This window comes from Treponema sp. OMZ 838, assembly GCF_000775995.1.
Classification (GTDB): Bacteria; Spirochaetota; Spirochaetia; order Treponematales; family Treponemataceae; genus Treponema.
Genome location: NZ_CP009227.1, coordinates 312825 through 329607 on the forward strand (window position 1 = coordinate 312825; position 16783 = coordinate 329607).

Here is a 16783-nt window from a genome sequence, read left to right on the forward strand (position 1 = left end):
ATTAAAAAATTATAGAGGTGCGTTGACTATGGCATATATTTTAGGAACCGCCGGACACGTCGATCACGGCAAAACCGCATTGGTAAAATGCTTAACCGGAGTGGAAACCAGCCACATCCCCGAAGAAAAGAAGCGGGGTATGACCATTGAGCTGGGTTTTGCAGCCTTGGAAGATCCCGTACACGGAACGGTCGGCATCGTCGATGTTCCTGGACACGAACGGTTTATCCGTAACATGGTAGCAGGCACGTGGGGACTTGACGCGGCAATGCTGATTGTCGCTGCAGACGACGGATGGATGCAGATGTCGTCGGATCACCTACGGGTACTAAAAGCGATGCATATCAACTCCATCCTGTTGGTCATAACCAAATCAGACTTGGCCGATCCCGATATGATTGAGCTGATACGGGGAGATGCAAATCGGCATTGCCGCGAAATCCTCGGACGGGAATTACCCTCGGTGGCTGTTTCCGCACATACCGGCGCCGGTATCGACGAACTCAAGAAAAAAATTACGGAATTATTGAGCACCGTCCGTACCGCTCCGTTGGATAAGCCGTTCCTGTATATCGACCGCGCCTTTACGCTGAAAGGAATCGGCATCACGGTAACCGGTACGCTCCGCGGTAAAAGCATTGCCGTCGGCGATCAGCTTGCACTCTATCCCGGCGGAACCGAATGCAAGATTAAAAACATTCAAAATCACCACGCCGACGTATCTTCTTCCGAATCGGGAATGCGGACGGCGCTCAACCTGAAAATATCCGAAAAGGAAAAGGTAGCGCGCGGTATGCTGCTTGCAGGCCTTGGCGAAAGCCCCGTACTGCAAGGCTCCGAGCTGCTTGTCCGCGTCGATGAATATTTTAACAAACAGGAAACCGGCGCCGGTATCAAAAATCATATCGAACTGGAACTTGCCACCGGCAGTACCAATGCCATCGGCGCGATTCACTTTAACAAAACAGATCCCACGCTGGCGCGGGTGTCCTTGCAGGAACCTATCGCCGGACGATGGAACCAACCGGCCGTCCTTATCAGGCATGGCGGAAGTTCCATTCTTGCCTCATGCAGAATACTTGCAGCCTTTGACTCCTACCGCGCGGCAGTCTTTAAACAGTTTTTTTCGGTGTATGCCGGACGGGAATTACCGTCGTGGAAAAGCTGCGGCTTTTTTATCACCGGCTTTATAGAAAAAGACCGTGCGGAACCGAAGGAGCTTTCGGCTGACGCAAAAGATGTTACGGCCTGCGGCAAACAGCTCATCTTTACCAAAAAACTTGCCGAATGGGAAGCAAAGATTTTAGAGACCGCAAAGAAAAGTCAGGCAGGTTTTGCGGCAGAGGAAATCGATACGGCTGTGCCGGTAAAGGTGCGGCAGGAAATCCTGAAAAAACTGTGCGCGGAAAACAAACTTGTCAGTGAAGGCAGTGTGTACAAGCTGGCAGGCAGCGGAGATACCTTGTCGAAAACGGCACAGCAGCTGTTACAGTTGGCACTTAAAGCAGGGTTCGACGGTATCGAAATAGATAAAATCCAGCTGCCGCAGGTGCGGAAAGACGCCCGCGATTTGGTAAAGCTCGGTAAGCTCGTCGTATTGGAAAATTTTTTGCACTACCACCGCGAGATATACGACAAAGCGGTTGCCGCTATCTTAAAAGGGAAAAAAGCAGGCGACATCATAACCATTGCAGATGCCCGTACCGCGACCAATCTTTCGCGCAAGTATGTTATCCCCCTACTCAATATTCTGGAAAAAAACGGCAAGGTAAAACGGCAGGAGAACGATAGAATTGTCTTGTAGGGTTAAGACAGAGTAATCGCACCGGGCTGTTTTTTACACCCACGCAGAAAAAGAGAGACTATTCGACCAGAACTGCCAAGGATGGCATCGCTAAAAAATGTACATCCCTGTACACATGGATGTACAACAGTTGAAGATGGTTCAAAAGGTCTCATAGTCTCTCTTTTTCTTCGATTATGATTTATCTGTCTGGGGAAAAAAGATAAGATATAGGTTTAAAAATAAAACAGATTGGGAAATCGGTTAATTCGTAGAGGCTTACCCAATGCATTCATGGCAAACGCCTGAAATAATTCCGGGTGGACACCAATTTATACCTTAAACTTATCGACCTCTGCAGACAAGCTTTCGATAGTGTCTTTATTCTGCTGCGTAATAGCATTTACTTCCTGTACGGCATTATTTATCTGAACAGCTTCGCGCGCCATTGCGTTCATATTATCGGTGATGATTTTTGTTAAGTTGTCAAGTTTCCGTATCTCACCGGTAACGTGTGTTCCATCTTTGAGCATTTGTTCAGACCCGCTTTTGACATCCGATGTTACTGTTTTTATATTCGAGATTGCCCCCAAGATTTCACGATTACCGTTTTCTTGTTCACCCATTGCTTTCATAAGATTGGCGCTCATTGCTTTTACATGTTCGGAAAGTTCGAAAATACTGGCAAATTTTTCTTCCACGGTTTTTGATGCCGTAGATAAACTCGTGATTTCGGAGCCGAGCATTTTCAATGTCATCGTAATAGTTTTACCTTGTGCGGAAGATTCTTCTGCCAACTTCCGTATTTCGTCTGCAACAACTGCAAATCCCTTGCCCGCTTCTCCGGCATGGGCAGCTTCGATTGCAGCATTCATTGCAAGGAGATTTGTTTGACTTGCAATATTTTGGATAACATTGCTTGCCTCTATCAATCCGCCTGATTCTTCTGCTATCTTTTTTGTTACGACATTGGAATTTACAATCGTTGTTTTTCCGTCCGCAGTCGCATCGGCAAGCCGTTTGATTGCCTCATCGGTTTTTTCCAGCGTTTGCGTAATAGAAGCGATATTCGCCGCCATTTGTTCTATCGATGATGAAGACTGAGCGACACTTTCTACTTGTACTTCAATACTCGCATTCAGTTGTTTTATCGTGTTGATTATCTCTTCAACTGCAGCCGATGTTTCCATAACACTTGCAGCCTGTGCGATAGTCTGTTGTTTCATACCTTCGACATTGGTATTTATTTGATGAGCCGAATCTGCGGTTTGTGCCGTGTTCACGGAAAGCACTCCGATAGCGTCTTTCATTGCTTGGGTATTGTTTTTGACACCGGTCAGTAAAGCGACTGTGCTTTTATGGAACACATTCAATCTTGTTCCCAAAAGCCCGAAAATATCGCGGCGCCGTAATTCCAAGTGACTCGGAGTAAAATCTCCAACCGCTAACTTATCGGTAAACGACACAATAGTTTCGATCTCGTTATTAATACCTTTGTAAAGCGTATACGTGACAAAAAGAGCCCCCACCAACACCACCAACGATATCGGAATAATTGAATGTGTTATCGTACCGACGATCGTCATACCGTTATAGAGGCTTGCTAAAAACGGAGATACACAGAGAAAAATGATACCTAAAAAAAGGAAGAAACCGACAAGCATTCCTCGCGTCGTATAGGACATAGCAATATGTTCTCTTTCAAGCGGTAAAAATTTTACATATTGTTCAAGCTGCTGAATCCAGATCACATAAAAAAAGAGTGCGATAAAAAACAAGCATCCAGCCGATGCAAAAACCGCTGCAGCAAACTGTACGGTAGAATTTATACCTACCCATAGTAGCGATACAACCGGCGTTACCGTTGATAATACAATCGGAACCACAATGCTGAGTTTTGAATATATATTCAGCGCTCTATTCGCCTTATTTATACCACCTTCTTCCGTTTGCCAGTTAAGAACGATATTCATAGTTTTTTTATAGAGAACAATAGGAAAGACAATTGTAATACAGGCGGTCAACAATGTAGATGGCGCCATAAAAATTTTAAAGAGTGCCTCTCTGGGGACTATCTTCGTATACAATGCATATAAGAAAATAAAAATAAAAACACCACTGTATATGAAAAGATTCAAGACAAAAATAGATTTTGGCGGCTTTGAAACTACAGTAGTCATCGGTGATACCTCCTACACTGTATCGCGTTACGGTATAGTGTTTGTCATAATAGAGGTTTTTATTTTCGCGGTCAATAAATTTTCGTAAAAAGAACCATGGTTACTCAGGAGGTATGCGAAATTTCGTAGGTATAAAATAAGCCTCTAAAATGACGTTGTGCTCCAATGCAACAGTTTTCAAAATTCATATTTCATTCAACTGTTACATTTTAAAGAAAACAAAATTTCACACAAAGGGAAAAGATGAATATGTGTGGATTTTTCCTCGACTTTTTGCATTTTATTACGTATACTTAATAGAGAGGGCTTCTAAAAACGTGTTCAACCTTTTTAGAATGACCTGAAAGAAGGAGCGCTGCAAAAAGCAGTTGTTTTTGCGCCGTCTTCACACACCTGATACCGTATAGGAGGTCTCGTATGAACATCAATTTACAGGCGGTAAAATTTACGCTGGACGAAGATCAAAAAACCTTCGTACACAAGAAATTTGAACGGATTAAGTATGCGGAAGATTTAATTGTCGATGTCCTCTGCACGATAAAATTCGACAAAAAGTTCACCTACGAATGTACCATCAATTTTAAGGGCGGAACCGCACACGTTTCCACCGAAGATTATGACTTTAAAGCAGGGGTCAATAAATTGATGGATGTTTTAGATCAAAAAGTACGAAAGGAAAAAGATAAGATACAAGCTAAAAAATAACATTCCCGCCAGACGGCTAATCCTCATCGGATTAGCCGTTTTTACTTATAGGGAAGCGTAGAAGTCGTTTCCTTTATCATCCGTAATCAAGAATACCGGCAAATCCTTAACCGAAATCAGCTGTACGGCTTCCATTCCCAAATCGGGATAGTCGAGGACTTTACGTGCAGTAATATGCTTTTCCGCAATCAACGCCGCAGCACCACCGATGGTGCCGAGATAAAAGGCGCCGTATTTTTTACACGCGGTGCGCCATACTTCAGACCGGTTCCCCTTGGCAATGGTTATCAACGCAACCCCTCTGCTCATCAAATCATCGGCATAGGGATCCATGCGGTTCGCGGTTGTCGGCCCGAAGCTGCCGATAACGGCGCCTTTCGGTGTTTCCGCCGGTCCTGCATAGAGGATCGGATAGTGCAGCGTGTAATCGGGCAGCGGTTTACCGCTTTCCAGTAATGCCTTCCAGCGGGCATGTGCCGCATCGCGTGCAACTAAAATCTCTCCCGAAAAGAGGAAAGCCTGCCCTACCGGATAGCTGGAAAGCTTGGTACGGGCGGCATCAATAGAACTGAGATCGACCTTAACCGGCTCCCCATGATGCGCATCGGCACCGGATGTATATGCTGCGGCTTTTTCAAAGAACGGCTGAGGATCGGAAACATTTTTTTGCAAAAAGGCGCCTTCGCGGCTGATATAACCGACAAGGTTCCGGTGCGCATTACAAGATACGCCTATGGAAGCAAAGCAGCTTGCACCGTGCCGCGGTAACCGGAACACACGGGCATGCGCTGCAAGGTGAGACCCGCCGAACTGGGCGCCCAATCCTGTTTCCGCTGCAATCTGTAATACCCGCTCTTCCCAATCCTTACACCGCAGGGGGCGCACTCCGCCGACCGTATCCGTCCAACGGATAGCGCCGCCGGCTTCGTTTAACGCCCCTACCGCATCCCAATAGCCGGTTGTTGCCAGCTTGAGGGTTTGTAAGTTCTGTTCGGGACTCAACCCGCCGATAACAACGGCAATCGTGTATGGCGGACAGGCAGCCGTTCCAAGGGCGGCAATTTTCGTTTGCAAAAAACGCTCAAAGGATTGCGGGTTTAACAGCGCCTTTGTTGCACAGGTAAAATCCGTTTTATTGGAGGAACCGCCGCCCTTCGCACAGAACAAGAAACGGTACGAAGGCTCGCCGCTTCCATTTGTACTGAATACATCGACTTGAGCCGGTAAATTGGTAGCCGAGTTTTTTTCATCAAAAAGCGAAGAAGGAATGTTGATAGAAAACCGCAGATTATTCTCTTTATACGCCTTCCCGACACCAGCCGTAAGCGCTTCCGTATCGGAAGCAAAAGGTACCGTTCCATCCACAGCGTTTAAGACCGAATACACAGAGGAATCCTTCCATGCAAAAACTTGCGCAACGCCCGTATCCTGACAGAGCGGCAGCGTACCTTTTGCTGCAATGACGGCATTCTCCAGCAATTTTACTGCAACAAGCCGGTCATTCTCCGAAGATGCGGGATCGCATGCAACATTCAGCAAACTTTCCAAATGCTCCTGAGGAAAGGTAAAGGACAATCGTTTAAACGCTTGCTCTGTAAAGACAGCAAGCATGTTAGCATCAACTATTAAGCCGTTTCCACCCTGTACCGCTGCAAGGTCGGAGGCAAGAATAATCTTTTCAAATTCCATATAAAACCTTGTTAATCTTCCTTATTCAAAGAAATCAACGGCACCCGTTCAAGTTCGGCATCTTTACCGTATACTTCCTTGACAGCTTTTGCAGCGGCATCGAAATTATCAGTTCTTTTTACATCGGTTATATCATAAAACGGCCTGCTGCATTTGCAGGTAAAATCACCGATATATACGTAGCGTACGTCATCAGGCACTTCGATTTTAACCTGTAACGGGAGCGTAAGAAATAGCGCCTCAGCTCCCGCAAAATAGTATCGTAAAGAGTGAATCTCAATATATCGTTTCCGAGCCGCAAAACCGACGTGCAGCATAGCAAACTCACCGGAATCGGTATCTTTTTCAGTCCACCCTTGAAGGAAATATTTAGCATTTTTACCCTTAAACATGATAACATCATTTCCGTCACCGTACCGCTTGAGCGAGAGTGCGGCAAACGACATATCTGCATACTTTGCAAAAAATTCAGTATCCGGGGACGGCTGGAGTTTTAAAGAAAATACCATAACAATCTCATCCTTTCCGGGGGCTGCAGGACGGTTCTTGTCAGCGGCAAAGATATCCGTACCGATAATAAAAAACGCAACGGCAATAATAAATGAAGCAACAGCGTAGTTATTTTTTCTCATTTTGAATCTCCTCTATTCTTTTATTGATAAGCGCTTCCCAGTCAGTGTTTTTAAATTGACTTTTCATTTTAGTCAATGTTTTTAACTCATACGCAGACTGTTCGCTGCGGGGATACGGCGTAAGCGCTCCTATAGAGGTCTTAAAATCAACCTGAAAGTTATATGCGCCGATAAACTGCAAGCCTGCTTTTTTCGTAGTAAATGTAATACACCCTTCTTTTCCTACACTGGGTGAATAGATATTGACCCCAAATGCAGCTGTTTGACGGAGCTGTATAAGCTGAAAACTCAGTCCCGTGTCCAACGGAGGAAAACAAAAAGGCCCATTTCCCATGGCTAATGGGGTCGTATAAATAGCCTCCTTGGAAGCATCCATTTGCACATACATCTGTAGACTAACATACGAATCCACATACCCGTATACCAGACAGTCAGTTTCCGGATCTCCCATCGATTTTATAGTAACCTTTTTGCCGTTTAGACTTGCATAACCGTCTTCTGCCATAACTTTAAAGTTACGGAACATAGAACAGGAAGTAAATGCCGTCAGCACGCTCAACAAACAGAAAAGCACCGCGCCCTTCTTACTGATTTTTGTTTTCATATACTATTATCTCCTTTCAATATAATTAGAACCGTATTGATACGTTGATACGAACTCCAGGATTCGTTGTGTTCGGCTTCTTTAAGTATGTCCGTGCAATAAAATCGGCGCCGAACGACAGTGTTGTAAAATTAGCCGGAACAAATTCCACACCGGCCCCGTAATGTACAAACGTATCGACCGGAGGAATAAACAGGCCTACGCCGACAAATGCTTGCGGTGCAATGTATAGGACATTATTAATATTGATCGGTATCTGCCCCTTCAGCTCAGGACAGAGTCCGAATGTAAAGCTAAATAAACCGCTCTGCGAGGGACTGAATGAAGATATGCCATCGCGCGGTTTATCAATAATAGCCGACATTCCAACTTCTGCATATTTAAAACTGTAAAAGAAACCGAACGAAAAAGCCGATCTCCAACGTCCATCCCTACTAAAGCCGAGATACGATAAAGGCATTCTCATTTTTGTAGGAATTTCATCGATAAAGACCGAGAATTTTCCGGAAGATTTTTTATCTTTTTTTGCACTCTTTTTATTTTGGTCTTTCGAACCCGTGCCGCTTTGAGGAGGCTCATTCAGACCGGTACCGTCCATCTGCCATGAATTATAGGCTTTTTTCCAAACGGTAAAGAATTTCGACTTCTGAACTTCATCATACAGAACAAATTCATAACCGTTGTCCGTCTTTTTCAAGCTATTGATATCCGTCCCCGTATCGGGTAAATAGGTATTTTCCTCCGGATCGACCGCAGTATAGATATCGTATGCAAGAGCTGTTCTGATGCCGTTGATAGGATTTCCGAAAATTGACGCAGCTAATATTTCATTTCTAAAAAGTTTCGGAGCCCTTCGCAACGCTTTCAAGTATACATCAAGTCCGCTTTGGATCGCATAATCTTCGGAAACATAAACGGTTAATTTTCTGATCCGTTTAACGATCTCTTTATTTTTGTCACTCTCTTTCTCGATTTTAAAATTTTTACAGGATTCGGCAAATATATTTAAAGAAGCGGTTAAATCGCGTTCGATTTTTTTATTTCCGGCAAAAGCTTTCTCATCCATAAATTTAGTGATTGTAGAAGCAGGAATTGCAAAATTGGTGGCCTGTCTAAAAACCGCCTTTGCAGAGTTAATACCGATAATTTCGTATCCCGAAGGAGCATTTACCGCTTTTACAAGAAGAGGACCGCCGGAATTTCCGGAGTCGATAGGGGCAGAATGCTGAATGAAGGTAGATATTTTCGGATCAATATCATCGGGCAGTCGTGCGCGTGCATTTGTTACAGTACCTTTTCCGAGCTGCCACATCGGTTTTCCTGCCAGCCCCGGATAACCGGCAGACCAAACGTCAATTCCGTCGACAGGAGTTTTTGATGCAAATGTCAAATACGAATCAACTTTACCGCTTGGGACTTCGGCAATTGCAAGATCCAATTCTTCGTCAACAGCAATAATTTTACAGTTTTCAATTTTTGCCGTTCCACCGTTAGCGTCTTCAATTTCCAACGTAAGAGATGCCGCATAAGCAGCAACATGATAGTTGGTTAAAACATAGTCTTTTTTATTTTGTCCTTTAATAAAAAACCGGATCCGAACACACCTTCTTTTGCATTTTTAAAAAGCTCGGCTAAATCCGAATATCCGGCTGTTTCCAGTTTATCCGACGCCGCTTCCATAAAAGCAGCGGTTTTCTCACTGTAATTCGGTCTTACAATACAAACAGCATTTCTGATATCAGCAAACGCTGCCGTAACACTGAGAAAAAAAAGCAAACAAATAATTTTGTTTTTCATGAACAACTCCTTTACATACTACGAGAAATCTCTGAAAACTTTGTTTTTAAAGATTTTTCTTAGATTTTATTTACAATCTTATATGGTATAGGGTATACCGTACTTTTGTCAACCTTGAAAATCGGTATGCTGCGTGAATTTCCGTTCCGCTCCGATCGTAGTCGGCGGGCCGTGTCCCGGAAAAAGGAGGAACGCATCATCATAGATAAATAGCTTTTTTTCGAGCTGCTCCGCAAGCGTTTTTGCCGCAAAACTATGCAGCGTACTACCGGTTATTCCCGCAGTCAAACTGTCGCCGGTAAAAATACAGTTATCTATCTTAAATAGATAAGAATCGGGCGAATGACCGGGTACCGAAAAACATTCGACGGAAAAACCGGCAATTGAAAGCGTACAATCGCCCCGCAGCATCTTTCCGTGTTTACCGACCAATGCATGATCCGCTGCATATATGCGCGGGTTATATATTTTTAACAACGTCGAAAGCCCGTACCCGTAATGCCGGATATGATTATGCGTAATACAGACAGCACTGAGCGTATAACCGTTCTTTTCGATGTGACCGATTACTTCACCGGTTATCTTTCCCGGATCGATAATCAGCGCTTCTCTACTGACTTCATTGCCGACAAGATAGCTGTTTACAAAACCTTCGTGTGAATAATGAGGATATATTTTCATTTTACAAATTCCTCAGTATCAAAATGAGCAACGCGCGTATTAGAATACTTAAATGATACGTCATCGTATATATTCTTTGTAAAATACACTTTTTTTATATTGCAATTTTCAAACGGTGTCTTACGCAACGAGCATCGAATAAAACGGGATCCGTATAAATCCGAATCCTTAAAACCGCATTCACACGTTGTAATCCCGGTAAAATTATTGATAAGCAATTCCGAATCGGTAAAAACGGTATTTTCAAAAATGCTTCCCGCAAAGCAGGAAAACTGAATATCGGCTTTATCAAAGGTGCAATTGACAAAGCGGGTAAAGTCAAAAAAAGAAAGCCGAACCCGCGTACCCGTAAAGGAACAATCCGTAAAACAGGCATGCGCAAATGAACAGCCGGCAAGTCTTTTACCGGAAAAATCAACACCGGTAAGCGTAAGACCGGCAAAATTCATACTGTTAAGATCGGAACCCGACTCAAGCGCCGAGGTGAGCTCCTCATGGGATAATTGTTTCGTCATGTCGAACATACCGGTAAGCTCCAATTGAAAGAAACCTTTCCGTAAGCCTTTTGAAATAGACTGTCCAGAAGTGTACATCCGTGTACACTTCTGGACGCGAGTTTTTGCGGAGCAAAAACGTCGCCGTTGCGTGGAACCACGGACATCCATGTCCGTTCTGATACGTTGAGGATTTTCAGTAGCGGCTTAGTGAAACCGCCCTGCCAGCGCCTTTTGAAATAGACGGCGTAGATACAAGGCGCGAGCGAAAATTAACCGCAGGCGTATCTTTGATACGTTGAGGATTAATTTTCGCGCAGCAACGCAGTAGATGCACCGTATATTTCAAAAGGCCTTCCAGGACATCTCTTGATCCATCGGATACATCGGGCTCGGCAAGTATTTATAATGCAGACGGGAGAACACTTCGTTGGTGCTGCCGTCGGTGAGCACGAGCATCGAGCGTTTTGCAATGGCGCGGATTTCCGGTTCAAGGTAGCCGAGCTTGACGACAATGACCTTGCGTTCCGTAGGTTCAACGCCGAGCGCCCGCATCATTTCGGGGTCATAGCAGCCGACATGCTTTGACGTTACAACGACATCGACGCCGCAGACATCCAAGAGTGCCATATCGCTGTTCTGAGCCTCTGCCCATGCCTTGCATAGTTTTTTTACCGTCGCTTTTACCTGAATGGGTGAACTCTTTTCCTTGTCGAAGGCGGCGCCGAGCGTTCCCTCCACGACATTTCCTTCTCCGGCTTTAAAGGCGGCTGCAACTAAGGCGGGATCGTAAAAAGCCTGATAGCACAGCGGCGGGTTTAGCGAGGTTAAGAAGGGATCGGCAAGGATCGCCTTTAAGAAGTTGGTTACATCCTGCGAAGAACCGGCAGTCGGATTATCGCCCGAATCGGAAAGCACCACCGGATACACACCTGCTTCAACACTTGAGCGTGCATGAACCAGGGCGTCGGCGGGTTCGCGGGTTTCGTTGTAAAAGCAGAATTCTTTTCGGGTATCCCAGAACAACTGCGCAAGCTCCCGCGCCTTTTCCGTTGCGAGCTGCTTATCGCCGTCGGTTACCACCATCGCCGTAACGCCGTTGTCGGCAGTATCAGCCCACGGAAAGCCGAGCAGGTACGAAGCAGCCATAATGTGCGGCTGTTTTTCGTATTCGCGTAATGTTGCCGTTAGCTTTTTCATCGGCTCAACACTGGTCTCCGATTGTTCACCTGCGATAAGGAACGGAATCTTAACCGCCGACATAACCGGCCTGATGCCTTTTTCCAACGTGTCGATAGTCATACGCGCTGCATGAATGCCGATTTCATACGTGTCCGTATGCGGGGCGCACTTATATCCTACATAGCCGTCTACATAGTCGAGCATCCGCTGCGAAATCGTTGCGTGCATATCAAGTGATGACAAAATAGGAATGTCGGGGCAGATTTTACGGATATCCTCCAGTAAATCGCCTTCCGCCTCACCGATTTCGCGCACCCGCATCGAACCATGCAAGGAAAGACACAGCGCATCCAGCGGCAGCGCATCCTTAATCGCCTGCAAAAATTCTTGTTTTAACGAAAGGTAGTAATCTTTGTCCCATTCGCCGTTCGGAACCGCCCGTGCGATAAGCGCCGGAATAACCTCGTATCCCGCTTCTTTCAACGTCGCAATCGAACCGAAAACGGAACTTTGCCCCTTTCCCTCTAAAAGCTCCTTTCCCCGTAACACCCAAATATCATCAGGTCCGGTGGTAATCGGATTAAAGGTATCGGACTCGTGATGCATTCCGCCCACGAGCACCCGCTTTTTTCTATTCATTTAAAAACTCCTTCGATAATATCAATGCCGAATATCAATGCCGCTATTCCTTCAAAGCCCCTTCTCCAAAGCCTTTAATCAGCTGTGCGTGGAAGACAATATAGAATACAATCATCGGAAGTACCCCGATAACAAGGGAGGCATATTGTAAACCGTAGTCGATGTTGAGCCGTCCGGCAAATTGGGTAATCGCAACCGGTAAACTTTTCAATGTTGCCTTCGTGGTAAAAACGAATACGAATAAAAATTCATTCCAGTGCTGCAAGAAAGATAAAATAATCATCGTCGCAATGACGGGAACGGAGAGCGGCATAATCATCGTCCAGAATATGTAGCGGTACTTTGCGCCGTCTATCTCCGCCGATTCAATGAGCGCATTGGGGATTCCCTTAACATACGAAATTGCAATCATAATAGAGATCGGCAGGTTGAAAGCAACATACGGAATGATAACCCCTAAGCGCGTATTCACCATACCGAGTTTTGCTTCCAGTTGGAACAACGGGATGATAACTGCATGAACGCTGATCATTAAACCAAAGGCAAAAATCGAAGTAAAGACCTTTGACGATTTGAAAGGGAATTTTGTTAAACCGAAAGCAGCAGCCATTGCAAGCAGCATGGTAGAGACGGTCGCCGTAATCGTATAGATAAAGCTGTTTACCAGTGCAATACCTAATCCGCCCTTTGCCCACGATTCGGTATAGTTAAAAAAGGTTGGAGCTTTCGGCAGCGCCAACGGGTGAATCATAATTTCCGCATTCAGTTTAAAAGATGAATAAGAAAGCCAAATAAGCGGGAACAGCGTAAGCACCGCAAAGGTCAGCATTAAAATGTAGGCGCTTGTTTGCCAACCATGAGAGGCTTCCTGCAGCAGATTTCGTTTTGTAGTCATATCAGCCTCCTAATAATCAAAGCGTTTTGTTACGGCTCGGCTTATCATCAAGGCTATAACGGTAAAGATGATAATGATAACAGCCAGCGCACTACCGTATCCGTAATTCTGGAATACAAAGGTTGTATTATACATATAAACGGCGATAACTTCCGTAAAGTGCGCAGGCCCTCCGCCGGTCATCGAATAGATGAGGTCAAAACTCTTAAAACTGCCCGAAACTGCCAGAATAGTATTGATAAAAATAACATTTGCCAGCATCGGCGCAATAAGGCGGGCAAAAATCGTTCCTTCCCGTGCGCCTTCCAGCTGAGCCGCCTCTATAACGCTGTACGGTATCCGCTGCAGGTTAGCTAAAAAGATAACCATATAAAGGCTGGTATGCTGCCACAGTAATACAAAGAGGATCGGCACAATCGCAAGATATTTATCCTCAAATATCGTCATAATGTAGTCGGGATTGCCGGTTAGATCGCGTATAATTGCAGGAACCACGCCGACAGGAGAAAATATTCGGTTCCACAGCTGTGCAACGATAACGGACGAAATAGTTATCGGTAAGAAAATCAGTACTTCAAAAAAGTTTGCGTGTTTTACCATTTTTCGGTAGAGCATGTACGCAAGTAAAAGCCCAAGCGGAATCTGCCCGAGTACTGAAATTAATACAATGAGGATATTGTTCCGTAAGCCAATGTAGAAAACAGGATCGGTAAACATTCTGATATAGTTACCAAGCCCGATAAATTCCATTTTTCCATACCCTTTCCACTTTGTCAGACTTAAATAAAAGCTGAACAGCACGGGAAAGATAATGATGCCGATGTAAATAATAAAAGCAGGCAAGATAAAAGAAATATAACTCATCCGCTTTTGCCGTAAGTAGGTCATATACCGTAAACCGCCTTAGTGTTTAAATTATCAATTATAATTATGCATTACTAAACAGATACAGCCATTACGGCGAAGTGTTTTAAGCTTCTGTATGCCGATCGGCAGTTCTCGTGTAAAGTTCATGTCTTTATATTCGTGTTCCCAAGATTTATTGTAGTATAGGACACCTCTAAAAACTCGGTTAGATTTTTAGAAGTGTCCTATAGATTTTTAGCATGGAAAATTTGCTTATCTCCACAGTCATCCATGGAGATAAGCATTCCCTTACGTTTATATTTTTGTTTTACTAGACCTGTTCCAAAACGGAAGTTTCTGAACAGGTTTACTTTTTGCGATGAGAATCGTTAGCAGCAACCCAAGCTTCGTATTCATTTGCAAGCTCAGCGGGGGTTTTCTGCCCAATCATAACCGCCTGGATACCGGGGTTGAGTACGCTGTTTACGCCTTCACTATCCATCTTCGCATCGATAACATAGCCCATGCTCTGATTGTTAATCAGGTCGATGTATTGCTTTGTAAGCTGATCGATATCGAATTTTGAAAGATCAAGCTTATAGGTGGTAGTCGTGCCGTGTTTTGTCAAAATTTCACAGGCTTCTTTACCGGACATAAAGGAAATGAATTTCCATGCAGCGTCGGCTTTTGCACCGGTCAATTTTGCATTCATACCGAAAGCTTCACCGGTTGTCGCAGCGCTTGAGCCATGTGTAACCTCTCCTGCAACGGCGGGGAATGCCATTAACTGATACTGTTCATAGTCTTCGGGTTTTGCAGCTTTTTTCAATGCGGAAATACGCCATCCTGCATCCAAAAGATACACGGCCTTATCGGCAATAAATTCACCCCAAGAAGCGGTACCTTCCATCTGGTTTACTCCGGGAGGGAACAGCTTTGAATCGGTCATCGTTTTAATAACATTGATTGCATCGACAAATTGCTGATCGGAGAATTTTGCCGTTCCGACCATCGCTTTATCAAACCATGCGGTACCGGCCATACGATCGGTTAACATGGATAACAAGAGCGACTGAGCCTGCCACTGTCCCTTATTCGCAAAAGCAAGCGGGGTTAAACCGGCTTCTCTGATAACGGGAACTTGCGCAATCATTTCGTTGAGTGTTTTCGGAGTAGTCAGACCAAGCTGTTTTTGCAGTTTCGGATTGATATACACAACCGTACACACTGCGAGGTTCTGAGAAATAATATAGATTTCTCCATTCGGTCCCTGTGGTGCCCAAACGGCAGGATTGTATTGATTTTTTAAATCGTCCGTCAGATAGGGGCGAAGGTCTTTTACCATACCGCGGTCAAGTACATAACCTGAACGGGCTCCCGCATACGTAGTAAAGACATCGGGAATATCCCCTGAAGCGGCCATGATTTGGAATTTATCATGGAATGCTTCGCCATTCACGTACTCGAATTCAAGTTTGATATTCGGGTATTGCTTTTCAAAAGCTGCAACGGTCTCGGGCCAATACGCTGATTGCGGGTTGGCAAGATCCATCTGCATATACACCGAAAGGGTTACCGGTGCATTCGAATCGGCGTTATTCTCTTTCGGTTTACAGCCTGTAAGTACGAAAAGAACAGTACACAAGCATAAGAACAATAGCGCAATGCTTTTTTTCATTGCATCCTCCTCAGGTAGACAACTAGTAATTCGGATATGAATTTTCAATTGTCAACTTTAAATATAGTAGATAGTAAATAGTATATCATTGATTTGCGCTTTTTACCAGCAAAAATTTTTCAAAAGTTCTTGAAAGCTGCAAATGTTCATCGAATTTTTAGAGATATCTGCGTGAATCGGGATCTAAGCGGCAGTATACCCGTACTATCCCAGCAGAGTATGTTCAAGATATTCAAAACACTCCTGCAAATCGGTACAGCGGAGAACCGCGTACTCGTCAAAATATGTCGGCTGTTCGTTAACGACGGCAACAGCACCGCCCGCTTTTAAGGTCAGCTGCGGCAGCGCTGCGGCGGGGTACACGGTAAGACTACTGCCCAACACCAGCAGTAAATCCGCCCTATTACATTCATTTTGTGCCTCCGTTATCGCTGCAAATGGGAGTGCTTCACCGAAAAACGTAATATCCGGTTTTAATGCATAGCCGCACTTTGGGCAGAGCGGTACCTCGCCTTTACGGGCAACCTCGACGACATCCTCAAAGGTTGTACTATAGGAACAATGCGTACAGCTATGCCGCGAAGGAGAACCGTGTACTTCTATCACGTGCTTGCTTCCGGCTTTTTGATGTAATAAGTCGATATTTTGAGTAATAAGCGCCTTTAAGATTCCGCGAGATTCCAGTCCGGCAAGTACCTGATGCACAATTGACGGCTCTTTTTCTTGTAATCCGTAGATAAATTCCTTTGCAAGCCGGTAATACACGGAGGGTGTTTCCCTAAAGACTTCGATATCGAACATCTTATCGGTTTCAGGCAGCGTATAAAGCCCGTTCTTACCTCTAAAATCCCGAATACCGGACAAGGTACTGACTCCCGCGCCCGTAAAGGCAACGCAGTGTTTTGCCGCTGCTATGCGATCCGCCAATTCCCGATATGCTGTTTCGTTTTTCATACGAGCCTCCCTTCCGTTTCTGAT

The 16783-nt window shown here is 44.8% G+C and carries 15 protein-coding genes; 2 read left to right on the forward strand and 13 right to left on the reverse strand.

Features of this window, described 5'->3' with window-relative positions:
- The first annotated feature begins 28 nt into the window (after positions 1-28).
- Positions 29-1804, forward strand: coding sequence for a selenocysteine-specific translation elongation factor (gene selB, locus QI63_RS01395; RefSeq protein ID WP_044013213.1), 1776 nt, complete (start codon positions 29-31; stop codon positions 1802-1804).
- A gap of 311 nt (positions 1805-2115) precedes the next feature.
- Here the strand turns inward: selB and QI63_RS01400 are convergent, their stop codons facing one another.
- Entirely contained in the window at positions 2116-3963 is a 1848-nt protein-coding gene (locus QI63_RS01400) for a methyl-accepting chemotaxis protein (RefSeq protein WP_044013215.1), read from the reverse strand.
- Positions 3964-4380: 417 nt separating this feature from the next.
- On the opposite strand from QI63_RS01400, the gene QI63_RS01405 reads away from it, so the two are divergent.
- Positions 4381-4668 (forward strand): HPF/RaiA family ribosome-associated protein, encoded by a 288-nt coding sequence (locus QI63_RS01405; RefSeq protein ID WP_044013217.1) that lies wholly within the window; start codon positions 4381-4383, stop codon positions 4666-4668.
- Between the two features lie 45 nt (positions 4669-4713).
- On the opposite strand, the gene QI63_RS01410 is transcribed toward QI63_RS01405, so the two are convergent.
- The 12 genes from QI63_RS01410 to QI63_RS01460 form a co-directional block, all read right to left on the reverse strand.
- A complete protein-coding gene (locus QI63_RS01410; RefSeq protein ID WP_044013220.1) occupies positions 4714-6357 on the reverse strand; it encodes a fumarate hydratase C-terminal domain-containing protein in 1644 nt (547 codons plus the stop codon).
- A gap of 11 nt (positions 6358-6368) precedes the next feature.
- On the reverse strand, positions 6369-6989 hold the full coding sequence (locus tag QI63_RS01415) for a hypothetical protein (protein ID WP_044013222.1): 621 nt from the start codon (positions 6987-6989) through the stop codon (positions 6369-6371).
- Complete coding sequence (locus QI63_RS01420; protein WP_044013224.1) at positions 6976-7593, reverse strand: hypothetical protein; 618 nt, start codon at positions 7591-7593, stop codon at positions 6976-6978. The genes QI63_RS01415 and QI63_RS01420 overlap by 14 nt, the downstream gene beginning before the upstream one ends.
- Positions 7594-7618: 25 nt before the next feature.
- The gene (locus QI63_RS01425; protein WP_369792416.1) at positions 7619-9187 is read right to left on the reverse strand and encodes a trypsin-like peptidase domain-containing protein; all 1569 of its coding nucleotides are present in this window, start codon (positions 9185-9187) and stop codon (positions 7619-7621) included.
- Entirely contained in the window at positions 9142-9390 is a 249-nt protein-coding gene (locus QI63_RS13200; RefSeq protein WP_235619743.1) for a hypothetical protein, read from the reverse strand. The genes QI63_RS01425 and QI63_RS13200 overlap by 46 nt, the downstream gene beginning before the upstream one ends.
- A gap of 108 nt (positions 9391-9498) precedes the next feature.
- Positions 9499-10071 carry an MBL fold hydrolase gene (locus tag QI63_RS01430; RefSeq protein WP_044013226.1) on the reverse strand — a complete coding sequence of 191 codons (573 nt, stop codon included), beginning with the start codon at positions 10069-10071 and terminating at the stop codon, positions 9499-9501.
- A complete protein-coding gene (locus tag QI63_RS01435; protein ID WP_235619744.1) occupies positions 10068-10664 on the reverse strand; it encodes a pentapeptide repeat-containing protein in 597 nt (198 codons plus the stop codon). The genes QI63_RS01430 and QI63_RS01435 overlap by 4 nt, the downstream gene beginning before the upstream one ends.
- Positions 10665-10910: 246 nt before the next feature.
- Entirely contained in the window at positions 10911-12386 is a 1476-nt protein-coding gene (locus QI63_RS01440) for a M81 family metallopeptidase (protein WP_044013228.1), read from the reverse strand.
- A 43-nt stretch (positions 12387-12429) separates the two neighbouring features.
- Complete coding sequence (locus tag QI63_RS01445; RefSeq protein ID WP_044013230.1) at positions 12430-13281, reverse strand: carbohydrate ABC transporter permease; 852 nt, start codon at positions 13279-13281, stop codon at positions 12430-12432.
- 9 nt (positions 13282-13290) lie between these two features.
- Complete coding sequence (locus tag QI63_RS01450; RefSeq protein ID WP_044013232.1) at positions 13291-14169, reverse strand: carbohydrate ABC transporter permease; 879 nt, start codon at positions 14167-14169, stop codon at positions 13291-13293.
- Between the two features lie 325 nt (positions 14170-14494).
- On the reverse strand, positions 14495-15805 hold the full coding sequence (locus QI63_RS01455; RefSeq protein WP_044013234.1) for an ABC transporter substrate-binding protein: 1311 nt from the start codon (positions 15803-15805) through the stop codon (positions 14495-14497).
- 204 nt (positions 15806-16009) lie between these two features.
- Positions 16010-16759, reverse strand: a complete 750-nt coding sequence (locus QI63_RS01460; RefSeq protein ID WP_044013236.1) for a Sir2 family NAD-dependent protein deacetylase — start codon at positions 16757-16759, stop codon at positions 16010-16012.
- Between the last annotated feature and the right edge of the window lie 24 nt (positions 16760-16783).

Excerpts from the sequence above, each read along its gene's own strand:
- QI63_RS01400 (WP_044013215.1), bottom strand. The coding sequence starts at position 3,963 with ATGACTACTGTAGTTTCAAAGCCGCCAAAATCTATTTTTGTCTTGAAT.
- QI63_RS13200 (WP_235619743.1), bottom strand. The coding sequence starts at position 9,390 with ATGAAAAACAAAATTATTTGTTTGCTTTTTTTTCTCAGTGTTACGGCA.
- QI63_RS01410 (WP_044013220.1), bottom strand. The coding sequence starts at position 6,357 with ATGGAATTTGAAAAGATTATTCTTGCCTCCGACCTTGCAGCGGTACAG.
- QI63_RS01420 (WP_044013224.1), bottom strand. The coding sequence starts at position 7,593 with ATGAAAACAAAAATCAGTAAGAAGGGCGCGGTGCTTTTCTGTTTGTTG.
- QI63_RS01455 (WP_044013234.1), bottom strand. The coding sequence starts at position 15,805 with ATGAAAAAAAGCATTGCGCTATTGTTCTTATGCTTGTGTACTGTTCTT.
- QI63_RS01430 (WP_044013226.1), bottom strand. The coding sequence starts at position 10,071 with ATGAAAATATATCCTCATTATTCACACGAAGGTTTTGTAAACAGCTAT.
- QI63_RS01415 (WP_044013222.1), bottom strand. The coding sequence starts at position 6,989 with ATGAGAAAAAATAACTACGCTGTTGCTTCATTTATTATTGCCGTTGCG.
- selB (WP_044013213.1), top strand. The coding sequence starts at position 29 with ATGGCATATATTTTAGGAACCGCCGGACACGTCGATCACGGCAAAACC.
- QI63_RS01445 (WP_044013230.1), bottom strand. The coding sequence starts at position 13,281 with ATGACTACAAAACGAAATCTGCTGCAGGAAGCCTCTCATGGTTGGCAA.
- QI63_RS01450 (WP_044013232.1), bottom strand. The coding sequence starts at position 14,169 with ATGACCTACTTACGGCAAAAGCGGATGAGTTATATTTCTTTTATCTTG.
- QI63_RS01405 (WP_044013217.1), top strand. The coding sequence starts at position 4,381 with ATGAACATCAATTTACAGGCGGTAAAATTTACGCTGGACGAAGATCAA.
- QI63_RS01435 (WP_235619744.1), bottom strand. The coding sequence starts at position 10,664 with ATGTACACTTCTGGACAGTCTATTTCAAAAGGCTTACGGAAAGGTTTC.
- QI63_RS01460 (WP_044013236.1), bottom strand. The coding sequence starts at position 16,759 with ATGAAAAACGAAACAGCATATCGGGAATTGGCGGATCGCATAGCAGCG.
- QI63_RS01440 (WP_044013228.1), bottom strand. The coding sequence starts at position 12,386 with ATGAATAGAAAAAAGCGGGTGCTCGTGGGCGGAATGCATCACGAGTCC.